This is a genomic window from Pseudomonas canadensis (assembly GCF_030980095.1).
GTDB lineage: Bacteria > Pseudomonadota > Gammaproteobacteria > Pseudomonadales > Pseudomonadaceae > Aquipseudomonas > Aquipseudomonas canadensis.
Genome location: NZ_CP133298.1, coordinates 1 through 25,076, shown reverse-complemented (window position 1 = coordinate 25,076; position 25,076 = coordinate 1). Strand labels below are relative to the sequence as shown.

At 60.0% G+C, this 25,076-nt stretch carries 22 protein-coding genes; 11 read left to right on the top strand and 11 right to left on the bottom strand.

The annotated features are described in order from the left end of the window. Positions 1-17 precede the first annotated feature (17 nt). Positions 18-995, top strand: a complete 978-nt coding sequence (locus tag RB216_RS00110; protein ID WP_068937320.1) for an NADPH:quinone reductase — start codon at positions 18-20, stop codon at positions 993-995. An 81-nt stretch (positions 996-1,076) separates the two neighbouring features. Here the strand turns inward: RB216_RS00110 and tsaC are convergent, their stop codons facing one another. From tsaC to RB216_RS00095, 3 genes are all read right to left on the bottom strand, one after another. Then, positions 1,077-1,634 carry an L-threonylcarbamoyladenylate synthase type 1 TsaC gene (gene tsaC / locus RB216_RS00105; protein WP_003170728.1) on the bottom strand — a complete coding sequence of 186 codons (558 nt, stop codon included), beginning with the start codon at positions 1,632-1,634 and terminating at the stop codon, positions 1,077-1,079. Between the two features lie 54 nt (positions 1,635-1,688). Then, positions 1,689-2,783, bottom strand: a complete 1,095-nt coding sequence (gene dprA, locus RB216_RS00100) for a DNA-processing protein DprA (protein ID WP_068937319.1) — start codon at positions 2,781-2,783, stop codon at positions 1,689-1,691. Positions 2,784-2,846: 63 nt separating this feature from the next. Beyond that, positions 2,847-3,623: a peptidoglycan-binding protein gene (locus RB216_RS00095; protein WP_122555062.1), complete on the bottom strand. Its 777-nt coding sequence runs from the start codon at positions 3,621-3,623 to the stop codon at positions 2,847-2,849. 135 nt (positions 3,624-3,758) lie between these two features. Here RB216_RS00095 and def point away from each other — a divergent pair, with 135 nt between their 5' ends. The 5 genes from def (at position 3,759) to RB216_RS00070 (ending at position 8,340) form a co-directional block, all read left to right on the top strand. Further along, positions 3,759-4,265, top strand: a complete 507-nt coding sequence (gene def / locus RB216_RS00090) for a peptide deformylase (protein WP_016978734.1) — start codon at positions 3,759-3,761, stop codon at positions 4,263-4,265. Positions 4,266-4,332: 67 nt separating this feature from the next. Beyond that, complete coding sequence (gene fmt / locus RB216_RS00085; RefSeq protein WP_028618601.1) at positions 4,333-5,283, top strand: methionyl-tRNA formyltransferase; 951 nt, start codon at positions 4,333-4,335, stop codon at positions 5,281-5,283. Next, on the top strand, positions 5,280-6,590 hold the full coding sequence (rsmB, locus tag RB216_RS00080; RefSeq protein ID WP_308908170.1) for a 16S rRNA (cytosine(967)-C(5))-methyltransferase RsmB: 1,311 nt from the start codon (positions 5,280-5,282) through the stop codon (positions 6,588-6,590). Before fmt ends, rsmB begins: the two co-directional genes overlap by 4 nt. A 22-nt stretch (positions 6,591-6,612) precedes the next feature. Then, positions 6,613-7,986, top strand: coding sequence for a Trk system potassium transporter TrkA (trkA, locus tag RB216_RS00075; protein WP_028618599.1), 1,374 nt, complete (start codon positions 6,613-6,615; stop codon positions 7,984-7,986). 42 nt (positions 7,987-8,028) lie between these two features. Then, positions 8,029-8,340, top strand: a complete 312-nt coding sequence (locus RB216_RS00070) for a tetratricopeptide repeat protein (RefSeq protein WP_308908169.1) — start codon at positions 8,029-8,031, stop codon at positions 8,338-8,340. 111 nt (positions 8,341-8,451) lie between these two features. Here the strand turns inward: RB216_RS00070 and RB216_RS00065 are convergent, their stop codons facing one another. Both RB216_RS00065 and RB216_RS00060 read right to left on the bottom strand, forming a co-directional pair. Beyond that, entirely contained in the window at positions 8,452-9,339 is an 888-nt protein-coding gene (locus tag RB216_RS00065; RefSeq protein WP_028618597.1) for a lysophospholipid acyltransferase, read from the bottom strand. 40 nt (positions 9,340-9,379) lie between these two features. Next, on the bottom strand, positions 9,380-9,937 hold the full coding sequence (locus RB216_RS00060) for a DNA-3-methyladenine glycosylase I (RefSeq protein WP_068937315.1): 558 nt from the start codon (positions 9,935-9,937) through the stop codon (positions 9,380-9,382). Between the two features lie 81 nt (positions 9,938-10,018). Between RB216_RS00060 and glyQ the strand changes: the two genes are divergently transcribed. The 4 genes from glyQ to RB216_RS00040 all read left to right on the top strand — a co-directional run bounded on the left by glyQ (position 10,019) and on the right by RB216_RS00040 (position 14,415). Further along, positions 10,019-10,972, top strand: a complete 954-nt coding sequence (gene glyQ, locus RB216_RS00055; protein ID WP_003187265.1) for a glycine--tRNA ligase subunit alpha — start codon at positions 10,019-10,021, stop codon at positions 10,970-10,972. Further along, positions 10,969-13,023, top strand: coding sequence for a glycine--tRNA ligase subunit beta (gene glyS / locus RB216_RS00050; RefSeq protein ID WP_068937314.1), 2,055 nt, complete (start codon positions 10,969-10,971; stop codon positions 13,021-13,023). Before glyQ ends, glyS begins: the two co-directional genes overlap by 4 nt. Positions 13,024-13,025: 2 nt before the next feature. Beyond that, a complete protein-coding gene (gmhB, locus tag RB216_RS00045; protein WP_308908168.1) occupies positions 13,026-13,562 on the top strand; it encodes a D-glycero-beta-D-manno-heptose 1,7-bisphosphate 7-phosphatase in 537 nt (178 codons plus the stop codon). Positions 13,563-13,644: 82 nt separating this feature from the next. Continuing rightward, positions 13,645-14,415: a lysophospholipid acyltransferase family protein gene (locus tag RB216_RS00040; RefSeq protein ID WP_308908167.1), complete on the top strand. Its 771-nt coding sequence runs from the start codon at positions 13,645-13,647 to the stop codon at positions 14,413-14,415. Positions 14,416-14,596: 181 nt separating this feature from the next. Here the strand turns inward: RB216_RS00040 and RB216_RS00035 are convergent, their stop codons facing one another. Together RB216_RS00035 and RB216_RS00030 are read right to left on the bottom strand one after the other, a co-directional pair. Next, positions 14,597-16,876 (bottom strand): CHASE2 domain-containing protein, encoded by a 2,280-nt coding sequence (locus RB216_RS00035; RefSeq protein ID WP_028618592.1) that lies wholly within the window; start codon positions 16,874-16,876, stop codon positions 14,597-14,599. Between the two features lie 3 nt (positions 16,877-16,879). Then, a complete protein-coding gene (locus RB216_RS00030) occupies positions 16,880-17,797 on the bottom strand; it encodes a FecR family protein (protein ID WP_028618591.1) in 918 nt (305 codons plus the stop codon). 246 nt (positions 17,798-18,043) lie between these two features. On the opposite strand from RB216_RS00030, the gene RB216_RS00025 reads away from it, so the two are divergent. After that, on the top strand, positions 18,044-18,766 hold the full coding sequence (locus RB216_RS00025) for a response regulator transcription factor (protein WP_028618590.1): 723 nt from the start codon (positions 18,044-18,046) through the stop codon (positions 18,764-18,766). A 104-nt stretch (positions 18,767-18,870) separates the two neighbouring features. Here RB216_RS00025 and gyrB read toward each other — a convergent pair whose 3' ends face one another. Genes gyrB through dnaA form a run of 4 tightly spaced genes read right to left on the bottom strand, consistent with a single transcriptional unit; the run spans position 18,871 to position 25,076 of the window. Continuing rightward, entirely contained in the window at positions 18,871-21,288 is a 2,418-nt protein-coding gene (gene gyrB, locus RB216_RS00020) for a DNA topoisomerase (ATP-hydrolyzing) subunit B (protein WP_028618589.1), read from the bottom strand. Positions 21,289-21,292: 4 nt separating this feature from the next. Then, positions 21,293-22,396, bottom strand: a complete 1,104-nt coding sequence (gene recF / locus RB216_RS00015) for a DNA replication/repair protein RecF (RefSeq protein WP_068937310.1) — start codon at positions 22,394-22,396, stop codon at positions 21,293-21,295. Between the two features lie 20 nt (positions 22,397-22,416). Next, positions 22,417-23,520, bottom strand: a complete 1,104-nt coding sequence (gene dnaN, locus RB216_RS00010) for a DNA polymerase III subunit beta (protein ID WP_010207719.1) — start codon at positions 23,518-23,520, stop codon at positions 22,417-22,419. A gap of 38 nt (positions 23,521-23,558) precedes the next feature. Next, entirely contained in the window at positions 23,559-25,076 is a 1,518-nt protein-coding gene (gene dnaA / locus RB216_RS00005; RefSeq protein ID WP_032864428.1) for a chromosomal replication initiator protein DnaA, read from the bottom strand.

Below are 25,076 nucleotides of genomic sequence, written 5' to 3'. Positions count from 1 at the left end.
ACCCAAGGAGAAGGCAGATGGCAAAACGTATCCAGTTCAGCGCCCATGGCGGCCCCGAAGTGCTTGAGTATGTGGACTACACGCCGGCAGATCCCGGCCCGCAGCAGGTTCGCGTACGTAATGAGGCGATCGGCCTCAACTTCATCGACACCTATTTCCGCAGCGGTCTGTATGCGCCGCCCGCGTTGCCATCGGGGTTGGGCGCAGAAGGCGCCGGGGTGGTCGACGCGGTCGGCAGTGAAGTCACTCAATTCAAAGTCGGTGACCGCGTGGCCTACGGCAGCGGCCCGCTGGGCGCCTACAGCCAACTGCATGTGTTGCCCGCCGCCAACCTGGTACATCTGCCGGACGACATCAGCTTCGAACAAGCCGCCGGCGCCATGCTCAAGGGCCTGACCGTGCAGTACCTGCTGCGCCAGACCTATGAATTGAAAGGCGGTGAGACCATCCTGTTCCACGCTGCGGCCGGCGGCGTAGGCTCCCTGGCCTGCCAATGGGCCAAGGCGCTGGGCGTTAAGTTGATCGGCACGGTCAGCTCGCCGGAAAAAGCCGCCCTGGCCAAATCCCTCGGCGCCTGGGAAACCATTGACTACAGCAAGGAAAACGTCGCACAGCGCGTGCTGGAATTGACCGACGGCAAAAAAGTGCCAGTGGTGTACGACGGCGTCGGTAAGGACACCTGGCTGACCTCGCTGGACAGCGTAGCGCCGCGTGGGCTGGTGGTGAGTTTCGGCAATGCGTCAGGCGCGGTGGACGGGGTGAACCTGGGGATCCTGTCGGCCAAGGGCTCGCTGTACGTCACCCGCCCGACGTTGGCAACCTACGCCAACAACCCGCAAAACCTGCAGGCGATGGCGGATGACCTGTTCTCGATGATCAAGAGCGGCAAGGTGCGCATTGATATCAACCAGCGGTATGCGCTGGCGGAGGCGGCGAAAGCGCAGACGGAGTTATCGGGACGGCGGACGACAGGGTCGACCATTCTGTTGCCGTAAGGCTTCAGGGTGCTGTCGCCGGCAAGCCGGCTCCTACAGAAAGCACACAATCCCTGTAGGAGCCGGCTTGCCGGCGAGGTCTCAAGAAGGCCGCACCACCTCACCCGTCACCAGATCGCGAATCAGGCTCGGGTTCTTGCGCCCACCCAGGGCGCCACCCAATACCAGGTCCACTTGGCCACGGAAGTATTGCTCCACGCGAATCCGCGTGCGCGCCGCCGGGCGACCCTGTGGGTTGGCCGAAGTAGAAATCAACGGCCCTACCAGCGAGCACAAATCCCTCACCAGCGGATGGTCAGTCACCCGCAGCGCTACGGTGTCGTGCACACCCGTCACCCACTCCGGCAACAAGTCCTGATGGGGCACCAGCCAGGTGTTCGGCCCTGGCCAGGTGCTGGCCATGCGGTCGATCCAGTCCTGCGGGAAATCTTCGAACAGAAAGTCGAACTGACGGATGTTGTCCGCCACCAGGATCAGGCCCTTGTCCACCGAACGGTTCTTGATGGCGAGCAAACGGTCCACTGCTTCTTCGTTCCACGGGTCGCAGCCCAAGCCCCAAACCGCTTCGGTTGGATAGGCAATCACCGCGCCTGCGCGAATTTCTCGTGCGGTTTCCAGCACACGCCACCGGTTGACCATTGTTCACTCTCCAGACTAAAGCTCTGCGCAGTTTACCGATCTTCTTTACAAAACCTAGCAGCGCGCAAGCCAGCGCCCGCTTTCGCAGATGACCTGACCTTCGAGCTCAAGCTCCGTAAGGGTTGCCAGCACCTGGGACAACGATCGCCCACTGGCAATCGCCAGGGCTTCGCTGGTGTGGGGCGCCGCGTGCAGCAACGCCACCAGCGGATGCACAACCGGCATGGGCGCTGGGCGCGACAATGCCTGCCAGCCACGTAAACCTTCCAGGATGTGCTCGATCGTCTCCACTAGAACCGCGCCGTCACGGATCAACTGGTGGCATCCCTTTGCACCGGGATGGTGGATGGAACCCGGGATCGCATACACCTCGCGCCCTTGCTCCGCCGCCAGCTTCGCCGTGATCAGCGAACCGCTGGCCATGCTGGCTTCCACCACCAACACACCCAGGGACAGGCCACTGATGATCCGGTTGCGGCGGGGAAAATTGCCCGCCTGGGGCGGTGCGTCCAGAGGAAACTCGGAAACCACGGCGCTGCCTTGGTCAATCATCGCCGCCGCCAGCCGTCGGTGGCGCTGTGGATAAAAATTTTCCAGCCCGGTGCCGAGCACACCGATTGTCTGGCCACCCACGTCCAATGCCGCCTGATGGGCTGCACCGTCAATGCCTAACGCAAGGCCACTGGTGATGACAAAACCGGCGCTCGCCAGACTGCGTGAAAACGCTGCCGCCGTGTCCATGCCGGGACGCGATGCACGACGACTACCCACCATCGCGAGTTGCGGTTTTTCCAGGATCGCAGGGTCACCGGCGACGAATAGCAACGGCGGCGCGTCATCGATCTGGGCAAGCAGTGCGGGGTAGTCAGGCTGGTCCCACATCAGCAAATGCTGGGCCGGGCGGGCCAGCCAGGCCAATGCCGCGCTGGCGCCGTCGCGGATTTCATGACTGCGCCGGGCATCAGCGCTGATGGCCGGCAACCCCAGCGAACGCCAGGCACTGGCAGGTGCGCTGATGGCTTTTGAGGCAGAGCCGAAGGCCTCGATCAATAAGCGAAAACGTTTCTGACCCAGTTCCGGCAGCCTGTGCAAGCGTAGTCGAGCTTCCAGTTCTGACGGGGATATTTCGTGGTTGTTTGTCGGATACATCTGATCATCCTTGACCGTAACAAGCTGTGGATAACTCTGTTGGTAACTTATTTAGCAGGCTATTTATTGCGTTTGATGAGCAGTCTCGAAACGGTCCATCACTGCCAGGGGTCGTGAGGCATTGAGAACCAAGCCGTAACTGAGTTTTTCGTAAGTGCGAAACACCAGCAGGGTGCCCGCGCGTTCGTCGGGCAGTTTGGTCGGTGCGCCGGTCAGGCTGTCGCGAACCTTGGCGCCGGTCTTGATCACGCTGAGCAGTTGGCCTTCAACCAGGCCGTCACGACGACCCTTGTTCAGGGTCACGGCATCCAGCACGCCGATCTGGGTCACGCCCTTGGGGATATCGATGATCTGCCCTTCGATAAAGGGCGTGGTTGGCAAGACCGCAAAGGCTGCCGGATCGGCCGGAGGTTGTGCACGCAACAGACGGTCACCGGGTCGCACCTCCTGGGTAATACGTTGGACGGCCAGGGTGGTGAGGTCGCCAGCCGTTACAAAACGGGCGGTGCCAATGTCGTCGGCGTTGATCCCCAGCAGCTCTCGGGTCTGCGGGTCGGTGTAGACCTTGCCGCCTCGGAATATGCCGTAAAGGGGTTGGGAAGGGTCCAGGTTGCCCCTCGCATGCACCCGCTCGCCATTGGCGCCGAGCACGCGGCCAGCCTCGGCAGCGACGATATACGGCGCGTTGTCCAGGTCCTGGGGTGTATCAAGGATGCGGTTATGCAACAGGAATCGCTGGATAGCCTGTTGCGTCGGTTGTTCCAGGCGCTGGATGGGCTGGGGCAGCAGGGCCATGGAAAACGGGGACCACAGCAGCAAGACGAGTAGCGATTTCCTCATGGGGTGAATCTCCTTTATTATGTGCGTTCGCGTGAAATGCCCTGGCCTTCGCGGCTTTTAAGGGTTTCACACCGGTCGTGTGGGTCCATCCCAACGCCGATTTGCCTCTACCTCACATGTGCAGCAATTACGCTTATGGCTATTTTGAACATCCTCGAATTCCCCGACTCGCGCCTGCGCACGATCGCCAAACCGGTGGCCGTAGTGGACGACAAGGTTCGTCAGTTGGTCGATGACATGTTTGAAACAATGTATGAAGCCCCGGGCATCGGCCTCGCCGCGACCCAGGTCAACGTGCATCAGCGCGTCGTGGTCATGGACCTGTCGGAAGATCGCAGCGAACCGATGGTGTACATCAACCCGGAGTTCGAACCGCTGACCGACGAGATGGGCGAATACCAGGAAGGCTGCCTCTCCGTGCCGGAGTTCTACGAGAACGTCGAACGCCCGCTGCGCGTGAAGATCAAGGCCCTGGACCGCGACGGCAAGCCATTTGAGCTGATTGCCGAAGGCCTGCTGGCGGTGTGCATCCAGCACGAATGCGACCACCTCAACGGCAAGCTGTTTGTCGATTACCTGTCCACGCTCAAGCGCGACCGGATCAAGAAGAAGCTGGAAAAAAAGCATCGCCAGCAAGCTTGATGCCCCTTCCAAAGGCTTGCTGCGGCAAGCCTTTTTCTTTTGTGACTGCTTTTAACCGAGACCTTCCATGACCGAGCCACTGCGCATTGTTTTTGCCGGCACGCCTGAATTTGCCGCCGAACACCTCAAGGCCCTGCTTGCCAGCCCTTATGACATCGTCGCGGTGTACACCCAGCCGGATCGCCCGGCCGGTCGTGGACAAAAACTGATGCCGAGCCCGGTCAAGCAGCTGGCGCTGGCGCACAACATTCCCGTGCTGCAACCGCCGACCCTGCGCAACGCCGAGGCCCAGGCCGAACTGGCCGCGCTGAAGCCGGACCTGCTGGTGGTGGTGGCCTACGGCTTGATCCTGCCGCAAGTGGTGCTGGATATCCCACGCCTGGGCTGCATCAACAGCCATGCCTCGCTGCTGCCACGCTGGCGCGGTGCGGCGCCAATCCAGCGCGCCGTAGAAGCCGGTGACAGCGAAAGTGGTGTGACCGTGATGCGCATGGAAGCCGGCCTGGACACCGGCCCCATGCTGCTCAAGGTCACCACCCCGATCACCGGCGAAGACACCGGAGGCAGCCTGCACGACCGCCTTGCCGAGCTGGGCCCACCTGCTGTGATCCAGGCCATCGCCGGCCTGGCCGCCGGCACCCTGGAAGGCGAAGTGCAGGACGACAACCTCGCCACCTACGCCCACAAACTCAACAAAGACGAAGCGCGCATCGACTGGAGCCGCCCGGCCGTGGAGCTGGAGCGCCTGGTGCGAGCCTTCAACCCATGGCCGATCTGCCACAGCACCCTCAACGGCGAAGCCTTGAAAGTGTTGGCCGCCACCCTGGCCGAGGGCAAAGGCGCTCCCGGTGAGATCATTGGCGCCAGCAAGGACGGCCTGTTGGTCGCTTGCGGCGATAAGGCGCTGTGCCTGACTCGTCTGCAATTGCCCGGGGGCAAGGCGCTTAATTTCAGCGATTTGTTCAACAGCCGTCGTGAGAAATTTGCCGTGGGCACCGTCCTTGGGGCTGCCCAATGAACCCACGTCTGGCCGCCGCCAAGGCTCTCGCCGCCGTCCTCCAAGGCAAGGCTTCTCTCAACAGTTCGTTGCCCACCCAACTGGACAAGGTCGAAGACCGTGATCGCGGTTTCACCCAGGATTTGGCCTTTGGCACAGCACGCTGGCAGCCACGCTTGTCGGCGCTGGCAACCAAATTACTGCAAAAGCCGTTCAAGCCGGCCGATGCGGATGTCGAGGCGCTGCTGCTGGTGGGCCTCTATCAACTGCTCTACACCCGCGTGCCCGCCCACGCCGCAATCGGCGAAACGGTCGGTTGCGCCGACAAGCTGAAAAAACCCTGGGCCAAGGCCCTGCTCAACGCCGTACTGCGCCGCGCCCAGCGCGAAAGCGAGGCGCTGCTGGCCGAGCTGGAACATGACCCGGTGGTGCGCACCGCCCATCCGCGCTGGCTGCAAAAGTCCCTGAAGGCGTTCTGGCCTGAGCAGTGGGAAGCCATTTGCGCGGCGAACAATGCGCACCCGCCGATGATCCTGCGGGTCAACCGTCGTCATCACAGCCGTGACGCCTACCTGCAATTGCTCAACGAGGCCGGCATCAACGCCACGCCATGCGTGTACAGCGTCGACGGCATCGTGCTCGAAGCCGCCACTGACGTGCGCAGCCTGCCGGGCTTTGCCGAAGGCTGGATCAGCGTGCAGGACGAAGCCGCGCAACTGGCCGCCGACCTGCTCGACCTGGCGCCGGGCCAGCGCGTGCTCGACGCCTGCTGCGCGCCAGGCGGTAAGACGTGTCACATCCTGGAAGTCGAAAAAGACCTGGCCGGTGTCGTCGCTGTCGACCTGGAGGCCAAGCGTCTGGTGCGCGTGCGCGAGAACCTGGCGCGCCTGGGCCTCAGCGCCGAGCTGATCGCTGCCGACGGCCGTGACACCGCCACCTGGTGGGACGGCAAGCCGTTCCAGCGCATCCTGCTCGATGCACCGTGTTCCGCCACCGGCGTGATCCGCCGCCACCCGGACATCAAGCTCACCCGCCAACCCGACGACATCGCCGCCCTGGCCGTGCTGCAAGGTGAGCTGCTCGACGCGATGTGGTCGACCCTGGAAGTCGGCGGCATCCTGCTCTACGCCACCTGTTCCACCTTGCCGACGGAAAACACCGAGGTGATCGAAGCCTTCCTCGCCCGCACCAGCGGCGCCCGAGAGCTGGACCTTGCCACCACGGCCGGCATCAAGCAGCCCCATGGCCGCCAGTTGCTCGCGCAAGAGGGCGGACACGATGGCTTCTACTACGCCAAACTGATCAAGATCGCCGCCGCGCGCGGCTGAATGGTTTTAAGGGAGTGACCGGATGAAAATCATCATCCTTGGGGCAGGGCAGGTCGGCGGTACGCTGGCCGAACATTTGGCCAGTGAAGCCAACGACATCACCGTGGTCGACACTGATGCCGAGCGCCTGCGCAACCTCGGCGACCGCCTGGACATCCGCACGGTGCAGGGCCGCGCGTCGTTTCCAACCGTGCTGCGCCAGGCCGGCGCCGACGATGCCGACATGCTCGTCGCCGTGACCAACAGCGACGAAACCAACATGGTCGCCTGCCAGGTCGCCCACACCCTGTTCCACACCCCGACCAAGATCGCCCGTGTGCGCGAGGCGGCCTACCTGACCCGCGCAGGTCTGTTCGACAACGACGCGATTCCCGTCGACGTGCTGATCAGCCCGGAACAAGTGGTCACCCATTACATCAAGCGCCTGATCGAAATTCCGGGCGCCTTGCAGGTGATCGACTTTGCCGGCGGCAAGGCGCAACTGGTCGCGGTAAAGGCCTATTACGGCGGCCCGCTGGTGGGCCAGCAACTGCGTCAGTTGCGTGAGCACATGCCCAGTGTGGAAACCCGCGTCGCCGCGATTTTCCGGCGCGACCGCCCGATACTGCCCCAGGGCGATACCGTGATCGAGGCCGACGACGAAGTGTTTTTCATCGCCGCCAAAGCGAATATTCGTGCAGTCATGAGCGAAATGCGCCGCCTCGATGAAACCTATAAGCGCATCGTCATCGCGGGCGGTGGGCAGATCGGCGAGCGTTTGGCCGAAGCCATCGAAAGCCGCTATCAGGTGAAGATCATCGAGATGAGCCCGGCACGTTGCCGGCATTTGTCCGACACCCTCGACAGCACCGTCGTACTGCAAGGCAGTGCCTCGGACCGCGACCTGCTGATGGAAGAGAACATCGCCGACGCAGATATCTTCCTGGCCCTGACCAACGATGACGAAGCCAACATCATGTCGTCGTTGCTGGCCAAGCGGCTGGGCGCGAAAAAAGTGATGACCATCATCAACAACCCCGCCTACGTGGACCTGATCCAGGGCGGCGATATCGACATCGCCATCAGCCCGCAGTTGGCGACCATCGGCACCTTGCTGGCCCACGTGCGCCGTGGCGATATCGTCAGCGTGCACTCCCTGCGCCGGGGCGCGGCGGAAGCCATCGAGGCGATTGCCCACGGCGACTCGAAGTCGAGCAAAGTGATCGGCAAGGCCATCCGCGATATCGGCTTGCCGCCGGGCACCACCATTGGCGCGATTATTCGTGATGAAGAGGTGATCATTGCCCACGACGATACGGTGATCGAAACCGGGGACCATGTGATTCTGTTTCTGGTGGATAAAAAACATATCCGCGATGTGGAGAAGCTGTTCCACGTGGGGTTGAGTTTTTTCTGATGACGCTATCGCCGGCAAGCCGGCTCCTACAGGATCCTTTGTATGCTTGAATCCCTGGAAAAAATGCTGGCCAAGGGTGTGGATAACTCCCTGCTGCGCTTTGGTTTGGGCAAGGGTTATTTGGACCTGAAGGACAACGCCAAGGCGGCGGAGCATTTGCAGAAATGCGTGGAGTTCGACCCCAAGTATTCGGCGGCGTGGAAGTTGTTGGGCAAGGCGCAGTTGGGCTTGGAAGAGCGCGCGGCGGCGAGGCTGGCGTGGGAGAAGGGCATCGAAGCGGCCCAGGCCCATGGCGACAAACAGGCCGAAAAAGAGATGACCGTATTTCTCAAGAAGTTGGAAAAACCACTGTAGGAGCGAGCTTGCTCGCGAAGAACTCAAAAGCACCGCGAGCATTCATGCGTGTACGCGTTATCGTTAGAGATCTTCGCGAGCAAGCTCGCTCCTACAGTGTGCGGGTAGCCGTCAGTACCACCGCGCCTCGCCCGGCGGGCGTTTCTTGAAGCGCTTCATGCTCCACATGTACTGGCTCGGATAAGCGCCGACATACCGCTCCACCACCTTGCTCATCGCCGCGCAGGAGGTCGCGGTGTCGGTGCTGTACATGTCTTCCGGCGCCGCTTCCAGGATCACTTTGTAACCCGAACCGTCCGGCAGCCGCAGCGCATGCAGGAACACGCCGACGGCCTTGTGGCCGGCGAGCATGTTCGGCACGAACTTGCTGGTCAGCGCCTGGGTGGCGAAGAATGGCACGAAGATCCCGGCGGATTCGGCCGGCTCCGGGTCGGCGGGGATACCTACCTGGCCGCCTTTGCGCACTTCCTTGATCACACTGAGAATGCCTTCCTTGGTCGACGCGGCCACGCGGTTGCCCAGTTGCACGCGCTGCTTGCGCAGCAATTCGTCCACCGCCTTGAGTTTGGGTGGGCGGTAGAAAATGATCGGTTTGCATTGGCTGCAATAGAAGTGGTTCAGCACTTCCCAGTTGCCCAGGTGGCTGGTGATGCCGACCACGCCTTTGCCCGAGGCGAGGGCTTCGTGCAGCACTTCCAGGCCTTCGACTTCACGCACCAAGTCAATGGAGCGCTGGGCCGGCCAGATCCATGCGCAGGCGCTTTCGGTCAGGGACTTGCCGATGTCCATCAGGCTGCGCCCGACCAGCGCTTCGCGCTCGGCTGGGTTCATGTCCGGGAAGCATTTGGACAGGTTGATCCGCACCGTGTCGCGGGAGCGGTTGGGGGTTTTCCACATGATCCAGCCAATGGCCGTGCCGACGGCCTGGACAGCGCGCCAGGGCAGTAGGGCAAACAGCCGGAGAGCGCCTACCAGCAAGGCGCCTTTAAACTTTTCCACAGGTCACTCCTGATCGTGTGTGGTGCGCAAAGCCGGCATTCTAACCGGCGTTGGCCAAGTCCGCGTAACGGTCGCAGTCTTGAGTGTGGTCCATGACCATGCCCGAGGCCTGCATGAACGCGTAGCAAATGGTTGGCCCGACGAAAGTGAAACCGGCTTTCTTCAAGGCTTTGCTCATGGCTTCAGCCTGCGGTGTAATCGCCGGCACTTCGCTGCGATCCTTGAAATGATTGACCCTGGGGGTGCCGCCAACAAAGGACCAGAGCAACCCCACCGGGTCCTCCAACGCCAGCCAGGCAGCGGCATTGCGACGGGTGGCGTTGAGCTTCAGGCGATTGCGCACAATGCCCGGATCCTGCATCAGCGCTTCGATCTCATCATCGGTCAACCGCGCCAATCGCTGCGCGTCAAAACCAAACAAGACCTTTCGATAATGCTCACGTTTGCGTAAAACGGTGATCCAGGAAAGGCCCGCCTGGAACCCTTCGAGCAAAAGCAACTCGAACAAACCCTGCGCATCGCGCAGCGGCGTTCCCCACTCCTGATCGTGATAAGCCATGTACAGCGGATCTTCAGAACACCAAAAGCAGCGTGGCATAAGGCTCCAGGGGATGGTGGCGCGGCCGAATCGGGTATACTCCCGCTCTTTAAATCGCAGCCCAAGTAACAGGTGAATTTCGTGAGCCAGCCTACGCCAGCCGTGCGTACCTTCCAAGACTTGATCCTCGCCCTCCAGCAATACTGGGCCGAGCAAGGTTGTGTGGTACTTCAGCCCTACGATATGGAAGTAGGCGCCGGCACTTTCCACACCGCTACATTCCTGCGGGCCATTGGCCCGGAAACCTGGAACGCCGCTTATGTGCAGCCCAGTCGTCGCCCGACTGACGGCCGCTACGGCGAAAACCCGAACCGTCTGCAGCACTACTACCAGTTCCAGGTGGTACTGAAGCCGAACCCGGATAACTTCCAGGAACTGTACCTGGGCTCGCTGAAACATGTCGGCCTGGACCCACTGGTCCACGACATCCGTTTTGTCGAAGACAACTGGGAATCGCCGACCCTGGGCGCCTGGGGCCTGGGCTGGGAAGTCTGGCTCAATGGCATGGAAGTGACGCAGTTCACTTACTTCCAGCAAGCGGGCGGCATCGAGTGCTACCCGGTGACCGGCGAAATCACCTACGGTCTCGAGCGCCTGGCCATGTACCTGCAAGGCGTGGACTCGGTCTACGACCTGGTGTGGGCTGATGGCCCGTTCGGCAAAGTGACCTACGGCGACGTGTTCCACCAGAACGAGGTGGAGCAGTCCACCTACAACTTCGAACACGCCAACGTCGACAAACTGTTCGAACTGTTCGACTTCTATGAAAGCGAAGCCAAGCGCCTGATCGAACTCGACCAGCCGCTGCCGTTGCCAAGCTATGAAATGGTGTTGAAGGCCTCCCATACCTTCAACCTGCTGGATGCCCGCCGTGCCATCTCGGTCACCGCGCGCCAGCAATACATCCTGCGTGTACGCACCCTGGCGCGTTCCGTCGCCCAAGCCTACCTGCTGGCTCGCGCCAAGCTGGGCTTCCCGATGGCAACCCCGGACCTGCGTGATGAAGTGTTGGCTAAGCTGGAGGCTGCACAATGAGTGCTCAAGATTTCCTGGTTGAGCTGGGCACAGAAGAGCTGCCACCCAAGGCACTGAACACCCTGGCCGACGCGTTCCTGGCCGGTATCGAAAAAGGCCTGCAGACCGCTGGCCTGAAATTCGCCGCGAAAAAAGTCTACGCCGCGCCACGTCGCCTGGCCGTGTTGCTGACCGCGCTGGAAACCCAGCAGCCGGACCGCAGCATCAACCTCGACGGCCCGCCACGCCAGGCGGCTTTCGATGCTGAAGGCAACCCGACTCAAGCTGCACTGGGTTTTGCCAAGAAGTGTGGCGTCGAGCTGAGCGAAATCGACCAGAGCGGTCCGAAACTGCGTTTCAGCCAGGTCATCACCGGCAAGCCGACTGCCAGCCTGTTGCCGACCATCGTTGAAGACTCGTTGAATGATTTGCCGATCCCCAAGCGCATGCGCTGGGGTGCACGTAAAGAAGAGTTCGTACGTCCGACCCAATGGCTGGTGATGCTGCTCGGTGACCAGGTCATCGATTGCACCCTTCTCGCCCAGAAGTCCGGTCGTGATTCCCGTGGTCACCGCTTCCATCACCCGCAAGCTGTACGCATCACCTCGCCGGCCAACTACGCCGCCGACCTGCGTGCCGCCTACGTGCTGGCCGACGCCAACGAGCGTCGCGAGCTGATCAGCAAGCGCACCGAAGAGCTGGCTCGTCTGCAAGAAGGCACCGCCATCGTGCCGCCAAGCCTGCTCGACGAAGTAACCGCGCTGGTCGAATGGCCGGTGCCGCTGGTGTGCTCGTTCGAAGAACGTTTCCTCGACGTGCCGCAAGAAGCGCTGATCACCACCATGCAGGACAACCAGAAGTATTTCTGCCTGCTGGATGTGGATGGCAAGTTGCTGCCGCGCTTTATCACCGTGGCCAACATCGAAAGCAAGGACCCGCAGCAGATCATCGCCGGTAACGAGAAAGTCGTTCGCCCGCGCCTGACTGACGCCGAGTTCTTCTTCAAGCAAGACAAGAAGCAAAAGCTGGAAGACTTCAACCTGCGCCTGCAAAACGTGGTGTTCCAGGAAAAACTCGGCAGCGTCTACGACAAGGCCGTACGAGTCTCCAAGCTGGCCGCTTACATTGCGCCACGCATTGGCGGCGATTCCGCCTGGGCTGCGCGTGCAGGCTTGCTGTCCAAGTGCGACCTGGCCACCGAGATGGTCGGCGAGTTCCCGGAGATGCAAGGTGTTGCCGGCTACTACTACGCACTCAACGACGGCGAGCCGCAAGATGTCGCCCTGGCCCTGAACGAGCAGTACATGCCACGCGGTGCCGGCGCTGAACTGCCGACCACCCTGACCGGTGCAGCCGTGGCGATCGCCGACAAGCTGGACACCCTTGTGGGTATCTTCGGTATCGGCATGTTGCCAACCGGCAGCAAAGACCCGTATGCCCTGCGCCGTGCGGCCCTGGGCGTGCTGCGCATCCTGATCGACAAGAAGCTCGACCTCGACCTGACCCAGGCCGTGGTGTTCGCCGTCGGCCAGTTCGGCGCCAAGGTCAAGCAAGCCGGCCTGGCCGAGCAAGTGCTGGAGTTCGTGTTCGACCGCCTGCGTGCGCGCTACGAAGACGAAGGCGTGGACGTGTCGGTGTACCTGTCGGTACGTGCCCTGCAGCCGGGTTCGGCGCTGGACTTCGACCAGCGCGTACAAGCCGTGCAGGCCTTCCGCAAACTGCCGGAAGCCGATGCCCTGGCCGCCGTGAACAAGCGTGTGTCGAACCTGCTGAGCAAGGCCGAAGGCCTGGGCAACGCAGAAGTCGACCCTGGCCTGTTTGCCGATGCCAAGGAGTTCTCGCTGAACTCGGCCATCGCCAAGGCGGAGAACGCGGTGAAACCGTTGATCGCAGAGCGCAACTACGCCGAAGCCCTGGCGCGCCTGGCCACCTTGCGTGAGCCGGTGGATGCGTTCTTCGAAGCGGTGATGATCAATGCCGACGATGCCGGCGTGCGGAAAAACCGCTACGCCATGCTGGCGCGCCTGCGCGGCTTGTTCGTCAATATCGCTGACATTTCGACGCTGAGCTGACCATGTTGAAACTGCTGATTCTCGATCGGGACGGGGTGATCAATTATGACTCCGACGCTTACATCAAGTCGGTGGCGGAGTGGATTCCACTGCCCGGCTCGATCGAGGCCATCGCGCAGTTGAGCAAAGCCGGCTGGACGGTGGCCATCGCCACCAACCAGTCTGGCATCGCCCGTGGTTACTACGACATCGCCACCCTGGACGCCATGCACGCACGCCTGCGCGCGTTGGTGGCCGAGCAGGGCGGTGAGGTGGGGCTGGTGGTGTACTGCCCCCACGGGCCGGATGAGGGCTGCGATTGCCGCAAACCCAAGCCCGGCATGTTGAAAACCATTGCAGAACATTACAAGGTGCCCTTGGCTGGGATATGGTTCGTCGGGGACAGCCTCGGTGACCTGGAGGCGGCCAAAGCCGTCGACTCTCAGCCAGTTTTGGTTAAGACCGGAAAAGGCGAAAAGACCCAGGCGAAAAACCTGCCGTTAGGCACCTTGATTTTTGACGATCTGGCGGCCGTTGCCGCAGAACTTATCAACAACTAGCCACCCTCGACTTCCTGAACAAGGATTGCTCGGGAGTGCGCTTTTAGCAGGCGGGCCGTGTCCCGCAACGGTAAATGCCGCCATGTCGATTTTGCAGGCCATCAGAACCTTTTTCTTTTACCTGCTGCTGGGCACCAGTTCGTTTCTCTGGTGCACCCTGAGCTTTTTTATTGCGCCCTTCCTGTCGTTCAAGGCGCGCTATCGCTTTATCAACGTCTACTGGTGCCGCTGCGCTTTGTGGCTGACCAAGGTGTTCCTGAACATCCGTTTCGAGGTCAAGGGCGCGGAAAACGTCCCGGACCAGCCCTGCGTGATTCTGTCGAACCACCAGAGCACCTGGGAGACCTTCTTCCTGTCGGCGTACTTCTCGCCGTTGAGCCAGGTGCTCAAGCGTGAGTTGCTGTATGTGCCGTTCTTCGGCTGGGCCATGGCCATGCTGCGTCCGATCGCCATCGACCGTGATAACCCCAAGGCCGCGCTCAAGCACGTGGCCAAGAAGGGTGACGAGCTGCTCAAGGATGGTGTTTGGGTGCTGATCTTCCCCGAAGGCACACGTGTGCCCTACGGCACGGTAGGCAAGTTCTCACGCGGAGGTACGGCTTTGGCGGTCAATGCCCATCTGCCGGTACTGCCGATTGCGCATAACGCCGGCAAGTTCTGGCCAAAGACCGGCTGGGCTAAACGCCAAGGCACCATCACCGTGGTGATCGGTGAACCGATGTACGCCGAAGGTGAAGGACCCCGCGCCATCGCCGCGCTGAATGACCGCGCCCAAGCGTGGAATGAAGCCCAGCAACGGGCCATGGGATCGCTGCCGCCGGTGCCGGTTATAGTCGACACGCCGGTCATCTGATCATCTGTGGATAACCTGTGTACGGTTTGTTGGCGAATCGTCTTTTTTGTCTTTTAAGAGTCTGATTTACTTACATATTTCCCAAGCTCATAAAATCACGGAAAAGGTGCATAAGTTTTTTCCGCCTAAAAAAACCGGTCCTTGCGACCGGTTTTTTATGCACAGCAGAAAAGTACGTTTTTCAGTCTTCCAACAGCGGCAGTTGAAGGCTGAATGTGGTGCCTTTGCCCACCACGCTTTCGCAACTGATGCGCCCGCCGTGACGCTCCACCACAGCCTTGACCATGGTCAGTCCCAGGCCCAGGCCTTCACTGCCCTGGGCTGAATCGAAGCGACGGTATTGGCTGAACAGTTCCGGCAAGTCCACCGCGGCAATCCCCGGGCCCTGGTCGCTGATACGGCATTCCAACCAGCCTTGCTCGCTACTGTGCCCCAACCTCACGGTCGTCCCGGAAGGCGAATACTTGATCGCGTTCTCCAGCACGTTGAACAAAGCCCGTGTGAGCAGTGACTGGTCGGCAGAGACCATACCTTCATCCGCTTCATCCAAGTCATGGACCAAATGAATCCCTTTAAGCTGGGCAATCAACGCCACCTGGTCAAAAGCATCCATGACCAACATGGCGAACAGCGTCGGTTGGAATTGGTAACCGTCAGCCTCGGCTTTCGCCAGTTGCACGAAGGATTCGGTGAGGCCCAAGGCACGGCGAACCTGCTGTTCGATCTGGGCGAAGACCGGGGACTCGCCGTTATGCACATCCAGCAGCGCAAGGATCGCTGAATGGGGCGCGCGCAGGTCGTGAGAGAGGAACCGCAACATGGTCTCGCGGTGTTGCTGGGCTTCGCGCTCCTTACTCAAATCCGTCAGGCTCAGCAGCCAACCAAGGGCGACATCGCCTTCAGCCGGCAGCAAGGGCGCAAGCTCCATGCGCAGGCTGCGTTGGTGGATGTCCCGAAACTCCACAAGTTCCAGCGCCGACAGGGCAGGGCGCACGCCATTGTGCAGCGGCGGGTAGCCCAGGTCGGCGAGTTGCTCCAACAGGTTTTCGTTGACCAGATCGTTGCCGAACACGTCCCGGGCAATGCGGTTGGCCAGCAGGATATTGCCCTTGGGGTCGGTAATCAGGGTTGCCACCGGCAGGCACTCCAGACCATCGGCCATGAAGCGCCGTGTGTCGCGTGTGCGGCTCACGGCTTGTTCCAGGGCAAAGATACGCGCCTGCAACACATCGCCTTTGCTGGCGGGCGCACGGCGGCGTTCAGGCAGGACTTTGGGTTCGTTGTCCAGCCTCGCCAGTTCCCAGCCGAAATAGGCGAGGATCACACTGAGGCGGCGCCAGTTCCAGATCAGGTAACTGAGCAACAAACCGATCAGACAGGCCGCAGGCGACCACCAGTGGCCCAGGCGCAATAGAGCCAGGGAACTGACTAATGCGACGGCCATGCAACCCAGCGTCATCCACAGCGCATAGCGCGGGCGATAGAGCAGCAGACCCAATAGCAATGCGACCAACGAGGTCGCCATCAAGGCCGCGAGCCAGCCTGGCAGATCAACGATGCTGCGGCCTTGAAGCAAGCCATTCAGCACGTTGGCCTGGATCTCTACGCCTGCCGTAGTCCCTACCGTCGAAGACAGAGGTGTGACGAAACGATCACCCAACCCGGAGGCTGTCGACCCCACCAAGATCAAACGACCACGTAGTTGCTCGGGAGCGACTTCACCGCGCAGTACGCTGGCGTAAGACACACTGGGAAAATGGGTATGAGGTGCAATAAACGGGATGCGGATAGCGTGTTCCCGGTGCCAGTGCTGAGTAATCGATTGCAGAGGCTCGCCCGGCATTTCAGACAACTCGCCACTCATCTCATAGGCCAACCAGGCCAACTGCGGTGCCGTGGCATCAGGCGGGCCTTCACGCAGGTAGAGGCTGCGGACCACGCCGTCGGTGTCTGCTTCAACATTGATGTGGCCCACACCTTTGGCGCATTTAAGCAGGGGCATCATCTGCGTGTCCGGTTGGCTGTAGTTCGCAGCACCTTCACGCACCAGGGGTAGCAAGACATTGCCAGCGTTGCAGACCGACTCGGCCAGGCGTTTGTCATGGGTGGGGTCACCGGGCTCACTGAAGATCACATCGAACAGAATGCCTGCCGGTTGCGCGGCGCTCAGACGGTCGATCAGGTCGGCGTGCAGGCTGCGTGGCCAAGGCCATCGTCCGAGCTTTTTAAGGCTGGAATCATCGATCGTAACCAGCAGGATACGTGGATCGACGGGTAGTGGTGCGAGGCGACGCAGGCTGTCGTATAAAGGATTGTTCAAGGCCAGGCCTGGGCTCAGCGACAGGTAGGCGGTGATAGGCAGCAGCAGCAAGCCTATCCACAACCATTCGCGCACCAGACCGTGGAACAGTCGCTGGGCATGGGTGGGTTGTCGTTTTTCGGCCTTGCCCCAGAGCATCATTGGTCAACGTACCTGGGCAGTCGGCGGGTAGTAGAAGATGTCATAGACCCCGGTTTCTCCCTCCAGGCCGTTTTCGTCGTAAGCCGACAAGCGCACGTGATAGAACGAGGCTTTGAGCCCAGTGAAGCTCATTTTCGGCGCGCTGGAAAAGTTTTCCTGCTTGATGTTCATAAAGGCTTTGTCGGTGGCGACCTGGGCACGGTAGCGCTGGGCGCCGGGCAATGGCCGAAGGTACAAGCTCCAGACCGGCGCGTCGCCTTTTTGGCCGTCTTGGCCCATGAGCTTAGGGGCGGGAAGCAGCTCTACGGGATTGAGGTCGCCCTGTTTTTTGAAGAGCAGACCTTGGCGGGCGTCAACTTTGATCTCGCCTGTCCGTCCTCGGTTGGCGGCTACCTGACCGTCCAACACTTCCAACAGCGATCGCTCAGCGTCATTGCGCACTCGAAAGTGCGTGCCCCGTACGCCCAGCACACCTACCGGCGTCACGATCTGGAAGCGATCATGATCGCTGGCGCGCTTGATCACATACGCCTCGGCCTGGCCTTGTTCGAGCACCACCTGGGGAATCGACAGTTTCTTCTCCACGCGCAACCGCACCTGGGAGTCAGAGGGCAACACTACGCGGGATCCATCACCGAGCAACAGGCTGACGAACGCCGAAGCCGAGGTCTTCACACCTTCCCGTTCATCAATGGTCATGCCTTCCAGCAAGGGAGTTACCTTGCCCTGGATGTCGAGTTTCCAGGCCTCACCGGTGAGATGCTGGACCACGGCAGGCAGAGGCTGGGCTCGGCACAGGAAGTCATCGTCGATGTAAGTTGCACGAACCTTTGTAGCAGCGCCCGCCGAGCCAATCACCATGATCAACAGAGAGGGAAGGGCACGGCGCAAGCAATTGGAAGTAACAAACATGGCGCTCATAAAGTCAGGTTTCCAGAGGGCATCAGCGCACAGGAGTTTACGGCAGCACATGCGTCGGCTGATCCTTTTCCTTAGGGTCAGGAGCCGGTATCTTTCCCTCATTGGTATCGAGGACTTTCAATGGGTCAACCGCTCATTGATCCCAGCGTATAGAGAGATCCGAGGGGTCGATGAATCTGCGCACAATTCTTCAGATTCAAAAACCGGCCGACGGCTGCCGCACTCTTCAAATGAAAGGACCCACCCATGCGTGTCGCAATACTGGATGACGAACCCGCCGAACTGCGCCGGGTGGAACAGACACTGCGACAAATCCCCAGTACCGCAGAACAGCCTTGGTCCCTGCATTGCTTTGAACGTGGCGAAGACCTGCTCCGCCAACTGCGCCGGGAAACCTTCGACCTGCTGATACTCGACTGGCAATTGCCGGATATCACCGGGATCGCGTTGCTGCGCTGGACCCGCGAACACATGGAGTCGCCGCCCGCCGTCATCATGCTCACCAGCCGTGATGCCGAGAGCGACATCGTCACTGCGCTCAACAGTGGCGCCGATGATTACGTCAGCAAACCTTTCCGTCCTAATGAATTGAAAGCACGGGTCACGGCGGTTCTGCGTCGGCATGGACTGCAAAAGTCTGCCACCCACGAGGTGCAAAGTTTCAATGACTTGACCTTTGATGATGCTGAATTGACCGTGACCCGCGCGGGCAAACCGATCAACCTCACGGAGCGTGAGTACCGTTTGGCTAGCTGCCTGTTTGCCAACCTGGCACGCCCCCTTTCTCGCGAGTACCTCTACGAGCGGTTCTGGACCCATGAAGAAATGGTGTCCTCGCGGCCGCTGGATACGCATATCTACCGGCTAAGAAACAAGCTCGGACTGACCGCGGATCGGGGTTGGCAATTGCTGACCATCTATGGGTATGGCTACCGCCTGGAGAGTGTCGCAGCCGCGTCCCAAGCCTGATCCGTTGATGTTCCACGTGGAGCATTTCAAAACCAGTGATTTTTACCCAATAAAAAAGCCAACGTCTAAACGTTGGCCTTTTTAATATGACGGGCTTACCGGGATCAGAAGTCCAGGTTAGAAACCGCCAAGGCATTACTCTCGATGAAGTCACGACGAGGCTCGACCGCATCACCCATCAGGGTGTTGAAGATCTGGTCCGCGCCAATGGCGTCTTCGATGGTCACGCGCAGCATGCGACGCTGAGCCGGGTCCATGGTGGTTTCCCACAGCTGATCCGGGTTCATTTCACCCAGGCCTTTGTAGCGCTGGATGGTGTGGCGCTTGGTGCTTTCCGCCATCAGCCAGTCAAGGGCTTCCTTGAATTCCTTGACCTGCTTCTTGCGCTCGCCCCGCTGAATATAAGCGCCGTCGTCCAACAAGGTGCTCAGTTGAGCGCCCAGGGTCACCACGGTCTTGTAGTCATTGCTGCCAAAGAAATCGCGGTTGAAGGTGACATAGTTCGACAGGCCGTGGGAGATCAGTTCGACCTCTGGCAGCCACACGTTACGTTCACGGTCTTCACGCAGACTGGCTTTGTACACAAGGCCAGACTTCTCGACAGTACGCAGGCGCACTTCGTACTGAGCCAGCCAATCTTGCATCGCTGCGTGATCGCCCAACTGTTCCAGGCTGACGGCCGGCAGGTAGATGAAATGCTCGGTCAACTCCTGAGGGTACAGGCGCGACAAACGCTTGAGGGTCTTCATCACCATGCGGAAGTCGTTAACCAGACGCTCCAGCGCCTCACCGGAGATGCCTGGCGCTTCGTCGTTCAAGTGCAGGCTGGCATCTTCAAGGGCCGACTGCGTCATGTACTCTTCCATGGCGTCGTCGTCTTTGATGTATTGCTCTTGCTTGCCCTTTTTCACTTTGTACAACGGCGGCTGAGCGATGTAGATGTAGCCACGCTCGATCAGCTCCGGCAACTGACGGAAGAAGAAGGTCAGCAGCAGGGTACGGATGTGCGAACCGTCGACGTCAGCATCGGTCATGATGATGATGTTGTGGTAGCGCAGCTTGTCGATGTTGTACTCGTCGCGACCGATACCGCAACCCAACGCCGTGATCAAGGTGCCAACTTCCTGGGAAGAAATCATCTTGTCGAAGCGAGCCTTCTCGACGTTGAGGATCTTACCTTTCAACGGCAGGATGGCCTGGGTGCGACGGTTACGACCCTGCTTGGCGGAACCGCCAGCAGAGTCACCTTCCACCAGGTACAGTTCGGAGAGGGCAGGGTCCTTCTCCTGGCAGTCAGCCAGTTTGCCTGGCAAGCCGGCGATATCCAGCGCGCCTTTGCGGCGAGTCATCTCACGGGCTTTACGCGCCGCTTCACGGGCACGCGCAGCGTCGATCATCTTGCCGACGACCAGCTTGGCTTCGTTCGGGTTCTCCAGCAGGAAGTCGGAGAAGTACTTGCCCATTTCCTGTTCAACGGCAGTCTTCACTTCGGAAGACACCAGCTTGTCTTTGGTCTGGGAGCTGAACTTGGGATCCGGTACTTTTACCGAGATAATCGCGGTCAGGCCTTCACGTGCATCGTCACCAGTGGTGGCGACTTTGTGCTTTTTGGCCAAGCCTTCGGCTTCGATGTAAGTGTTCAGGTTACGCGTCAGTGCGGAACGGAAACCCACCAAGTGAGTACCGCCGTCGCGCTGAGGAATGTTGTTGGTGAAGCACAACAGGTTCTCGTTGAAGCTGTCGTTCCACTGCAGGGCGATTTCCACACCGATGCCGTCTTCACGCTGGATGTTGAAGTGGAACACCTGGTTGACCGCAGTCTTGTTGGTGTTCAGGTATTCAACGAACGCACGCAGGCCGCCTTCGTACTTGAACAGCTCTTCCTTGCCGCTGCGCTCATCCTTGAGGACGATGCCCACACCGGAGTTCAAGAAGGACAGTTCACGAATACGCTTGGCCAGGATGTCCCAGCTGAAGTGGATATTCTTGAAGGTTTCAGCCGATGGCTTGAAGTGGATCTGTGTACCGGTGGTTTCACTGTCGCCGACGATTTTCATCGGCTCTTGTGGGACGCCGTGAACGTAAGTCTGTTCCCAGATCTTGCCGCTGCGGCGAACCGTCAGGATCAGCTCTTCGGACAGTGCGTTCACTACAGAAACGCCCACACCGTGCAAACCGCCGGAGACTTTATAGGAGTTGTCGTCGAACTTACCACCGGCGTGGAGCACGGTCATAATGACCTCTGCTGCCGAAACGCCTTCTTCTTTGTGCACGTCTACCGGAATACCGCGACCGTTGTCGCGCACGGTAATCGACTCATCCGGGTGGATGATGATGCTGATGTCGTCGCAGTGACCGGCCAGAGCTTCGTCGATGGAGTTGTCGACCACCTCGAACACCATGTGGTGCAGACCGCTACCGTCATCAGTGTCGCCAATGTACATACCGGGACGTTTGCGTACGGCATCCAAACCTTTCAGCACTTTAATGCTGGTCGAGTCGTACGTGTTTTCTTCGCTCATGCCTTCACTCCCGATGGTCGTGGGTCTGGGTGATACGGCCTTGTTCCACGTGGAACAAAGCGACTGGCGTTTCCGTCTGCCAGCCTTCCCTCAATAATTCGTGGTCTACACAAGTGATAAACACCTGGCAGCGTAATTCTTCCAACAAGCGGCATAGCGCGCGGCGGTGTTGCTCGTCGAGTTCTGACGGCAAGTCATCCACCAGATAAATACACTGTCCGCGTCGGGCCTGGCTAACCAGATGGCCCTGGGCGATACGCAGCGCACACACCACCAACTTCTGCTGGCCACGGGACAAGATGTCCGCAGCATTGTGAGCGCCTAATCTAAGACGCAAATCAGCCCGTTGGGGGCCGGCCTGGGTATGGCCAATTTGCTGATCCCGCTGCAAGGACGCCGCGAGCACAGCACTCAGCTCACGTTCTTTATCCCAACCACGGTAGTAACTCAGCGTCAGCCCCTCAAGATCCAACAACTCACTCAAGGTCTGTTCAAAGACTGGTTTCAAGGCTTTGATATAGGCACGGCGGTATTCATCTATTTCGTCGCTGGCCAGGCACAGCTCCCGGTCCCAGGCCGCTTGAGAAGCGGCGTCAAGTGTACCATGCCGCAGCCATGAGTTCCGCTGCCGCAGGGCCTTCTGCAGGCGCTGCCAAGTGGCCATGAAACGCGGTTCCACGTGGAACACTCCCCAATCGAGGAATTGCCTGCGGATTTTTGGAGCACCTTCCAACAGACGAAAACTGTCGGGATTGATCAACTGCAGCGGCAGGATCTCTGCCAACTGCGCAGCACTGCGTGCATTTTGCCCGTCAATGCGAATCTGGAACTCTCCTCCGCGATCACGGGATATCCCCAGGCTGCTATGCCCACCTTCAGCGAGTTCGACTTGGCCAAACACGGTGCACGCCAATTGCTCGTACTGAATCACTGGTAACAAGCGAGCGCTGCGAAAGGATCGGGCGAGGCCCAGCAGATGAATGGCTTCCAGCACGCTGGTTTTGCCACTGCCGTTGGCGCCGTGGAGGATATTGATGCGGGGGGAGGGGGAGAAGGTCACCGGGTGCAGATTGCGCACCGCGGTGACCGAGACGCGACTGAGGGACATCTAGCTTCTGCTGAGCATGATTACAGGCGCATCGGCATGACAACGTACGCCGAGTCGTCGTTGTCGGATTCCTGCACCAGGGCGCTGCTGTTGGAGTCCGACAGAATCAGGCGAACCTGTTCGGTGGTCATCACACCCAATACGTCCAACAGGTAGCTCACGTTGAAGCCGATCTCCAGCGAACCGCCGTTGTAGTCGACGCCCACTTCTTCTTCCGCTTCTTCCTGCTCCGGGTTGTTCGCCTGGATCTTCAACTGACCGTTGGCCAGTTGCAGGCGGATACCACGGTACTTTTCGTTGGACAGAATCGCGGTACGGCTAAACGCTTCGCGCAGTGCCTGACGATCACCGAGAACCAGCTTGTCGCCACCTTTAGGCAGCACACGCTCGTAATCCGGGAATTTGCCGTCAACCAGCTTGGAGGTGAAGGTAAACTCACCAGTGGTTGCGCGAATATGGTGTTGACCCAACACAATGCTGACGTTGCCTTCCGGCTCAGTGAGCAGGCGCGCCAGTTCAAGGATACCTTTGCGCGGCACGATCACCTGGTGACGGTCCGGCTGACCGATATCGGCGCGCATCGAGCACATGGCCAGACGGTGTCCGTCGGTGGCCACGGCGCGGATAATGCCTTCCGACACTTCCAGCAGCATGCCGTTGAGGTAGTAACGCACGTCTTGCTGGGCCATGGCGAAGCTGGTGCGTTCGATCAAACGACGCAGCTTGCTCTGCTCTAGGCTGCAGGTCAGCGAGCCCGGGCCTTCTTCAACGGTCGGGAAATCATTCGCCGGCAACGTGGACAGGGTGAAACGGCTGCGGCCGGCCTTGACCACCAACTTCGCTTCATCAACTTTGATGTCGATCAGCGCGTCGTTCGGCAGGCTCTTGCAGATGTCCATCAGCTTGCGCGCCGGTACGGTGATCTCGCCCGGCTCGGCAGGCTCTTCCAGCTGCACACGACCGACCAGTTCGACTTCCAAGTCAGTACCGGTCAAGGACAACTGCTGGCCTTCGACTACCAGCAATACGTTGGAAAGCACCGGCAAGGTCTGTCGGCGCTCGACGACGCCTGCGACCAGTTGCAGGGGTTTCAACAGGGCTTCGCGTTGAATGGTGAAATGCATGGTCTAGTCCCTTGCCTTAATAAGCTGCGCTGGTGTCATCAAGTGGTCAGTGTACGCAGCAGGTTCTTGTAGTCCTCGCGAATATCCGCGTCGGATTCCTTAAGTTCGTTGATCTTGCGGCACGCGTGCAAGACCGTGGTGTGGTCGCGCCCGCCAAACACATCACCGATTTCCGGCAGGCTGTGGTTGGTCAGCTCTTTGGAGAGCGCCATGGCCACCTGCCGAGGACGTGCCACCGAGCGCGAACGGCGCTTGGACAGCAGGTCGGAAATCTTGATCTTGTAGTATTCGGCCACGGTGCGCTGGATGTTATCCACACTCACCAGTTTGTCCTGCAGTGCCAGCAAGTCCTTCAGGGATTCACGAATCAGCTCGATGGTGATGTCGCGGCCCATGAAGTGAGAGTGTGCGATGACCCGCTTGAGCGCGCCTTCCAACTCACGCACGTTGGAGCGGATGCGTTGAGCGATGAAAAACGCCGCATCGTGGGGCAAGTCGACCTTGGCCTGGTCGGCTTTTTTCATCAGGATCGCAACGCGGGTTTCCAGCTCCGGCGGCTCTACCGCAACCGTCAGGCCCCAGCCGAAGCGGGATTTCAGACGTTCTTCGAGGCCTTCGATTTCTTTCGGGTAACGGTCACTGGTCAAGATGACCTGCTGGCCACCTTCAAGCAGCGCGTTGAACGTGTGGAAGAACTCTTCCTGGGAACGCTCTTTGCGGGCAAAGAATTGAATGTCATCGATCAACAACGCGTCTACCGAGCGGTAGAACCGCTTGAACTCGTTGATGGCGTTGAGCTGCAAGGCCTTGACCATGTCAGCTACGAAGCGCTCCGAGTGCAAGTACACGACCTTGGCATTCGGGTTCTTCTTTAATAGGTGGTTACCCACAGCGTGCATCAAGTGAGTCTTACCCAAGCCAACACCGCCATAAAGGAAGAGCGGGTTGTAACCGTGCTTGGGGTTGTCGGCGACCTGCCAGGCGGCAGCGCGAGCCAGCTGGTTGGACTTACCTTCGACGAAGTTCTCGAAGGTAAAGGTGCGGTTCAGGTAGCTGGTGTGCTTGAGCGCGCCTTCGACCTGCACAGTGCGCTGTTCGGCGCGAACTGGGGCTTGTTGGGAGGCGGCGCCTGCCATAGGGTCGAAGCTGTCGCGGGATGGCTCTTCATTCTCTGGAGCGCTTTTTTGCGCAGAGGATTTGGAGGGCGCCGGTGCAGGCGCGGGCGCACTGACAGCAGGTGCTGTCGCTGCCTGGGCTTGGGACGCAGCCGCGGCCAGTGGCGCATTCGGCGCAGCGCGAGGCGCCGAGCTACGTTTGCTGCCTATTAATAAGGAGAGCACGGGCGCGAGGCCGTTGCCATGTTCATCGAGCAATTCGAGAACGCGGCTCAGGTACTTCTCATTGACCCAGTCGAGAACAAAACGATTGGGCGCGTAGACACGCAACTCGTCGCCTTCGGCTTCGACCTGTAGCGGACGGATCCAGGTGTTGAATTGCTGGGCAGGCAGCTCTTCGCGCAAAAGCTCCACGCACTGCTGCCAAAGTTCCACTGACAC

Bases quoted from the DNA above. Each gene is read 5' to 3' on its own strand.
- RB216_RS00110 (WP_068937320.1), top strand. From the start codon at position 18: ATGGCAAAACGTATCCAGTTCAGCGCCCATGGCGGCCCCGAAGTGCTT.
- tsaC (WP_003170728.1), bottom strand. From the start codon at position 1,634: ATGGTCAACCGGTGGCGTGTGCTGGAAACCGCACGAGAAATTCGCGCA.
- dprA (WP_068937319.1), bottom strand. From the start codon at position 2,783: ATGTATCCGACAAACAACCACGAAATATCCCCGTCAGAACTGGAAGCT.
- RB216_RS00095 (WP_122555062.1), bottom strand. From the start codon at position 3,623: ATGAGGAAATCGCTACTCGTCTTGCTGCTGTGGTCCCCGTTTTCCATG.
- def (WP_016978734.1), top strand. From the start codon at position 3,759: ATGGCTATTTTGAACATCCTCGAATTCCCCGACTCGCGCCTGCGCACG.
- fmt (WP_028618601.1), top strand. From the start codon at position 4,333: ATGACCGAGCCACTGCGCATTGTTTTTGCCGGCACGCCTGAATTTGCC.
- rsmB (WP_308908170.1), top strand. From the start codon at position 5,280: ATGAACCCACGTCTGGCCGCCGCCAAGGCTCTCGCCGCCGTCCTCCAA.
- trkA (WP_028618599.1), top strand. From the start codon at position 6,613: ATGAAAATCATCATCCTTGGGGCAGGGCAGGTCGGCGGTACGCTGGCC.
- RB216_RS00070 (WP_308908169.1), top strand. From the start codon at position 8,029: ATGCTTGAATCCCTGGAAAAAATGCTGGCCAAGGGTGTGGATAACTCC.
- RB216_RS00060 (WP_068937315.1), bottom strand. From the start codon at position 9,937: ATGCCACGCTGCTTTTGGTGTTCTGAAGATCCGCTGTACATGGCTTAT.
- glyS (WP_068937314.1), top strand. From the start codon at position 10,969: ATGAGTGCTCAAGATTTCCTGGTTGAGCTGGGCACAGAAGAGCTGCCA.
- gmhB (WP_308908168.1), top strand. From the start codon at position 13,026: ATGTTGAAACTGCTGATTCTCGATCGGGACGGGGTGATCAATTATGAC.
- RB216_RS00040 (WP_308908167.1), top strand. From the start codon at position 13,645: ATGTCGATTTTGCAGGCCATCAGAACCTTTTTCTTTTACCTGCTGCTG.
- RB216_RS00035 (WP_028618592.1), bottom strand. From the start codon at position 16,876: ATGATGCTCTGGGGCAAGGCCGAAAAACGACAACCCACCCATGCCCAG.
- RB216_RS00030 (WP_028618591.1), bottom strand. From the start codon at position 17,797: ATGAGCGCCATGTTTGTTACTTCCAATTGCTTGCGCCGTGCCCTTCCC.
- RB216_RS00025 (WP_028618590.1), top strand. From the start codon at position 18,044: ATGCGTGTCGCAATACTGGATGACGAACCCGCCGAACTGCGCCGGGTG.
- gyrB (WP_028618589.1), bottom strand. From the start codon at position 21,288: ATGAGCGAAGAAAACACGTACGACTCGACCAGCATTAAAGTGCTGAAA.
- recF (WP_068937310.1), bottom strand. From the start codon at position 22,396: ATGTCCCTCAGTCGCGTCTCGGTCACCGCGGTGCGCAATCTGCACCCG.
- dnaN (WP_010207719.1), bottom strand. From the start codon at position 23,520: ATGCATTTCACCATTCAACGCGAAGCCCTGTTGAAACCCCTGCAACTG.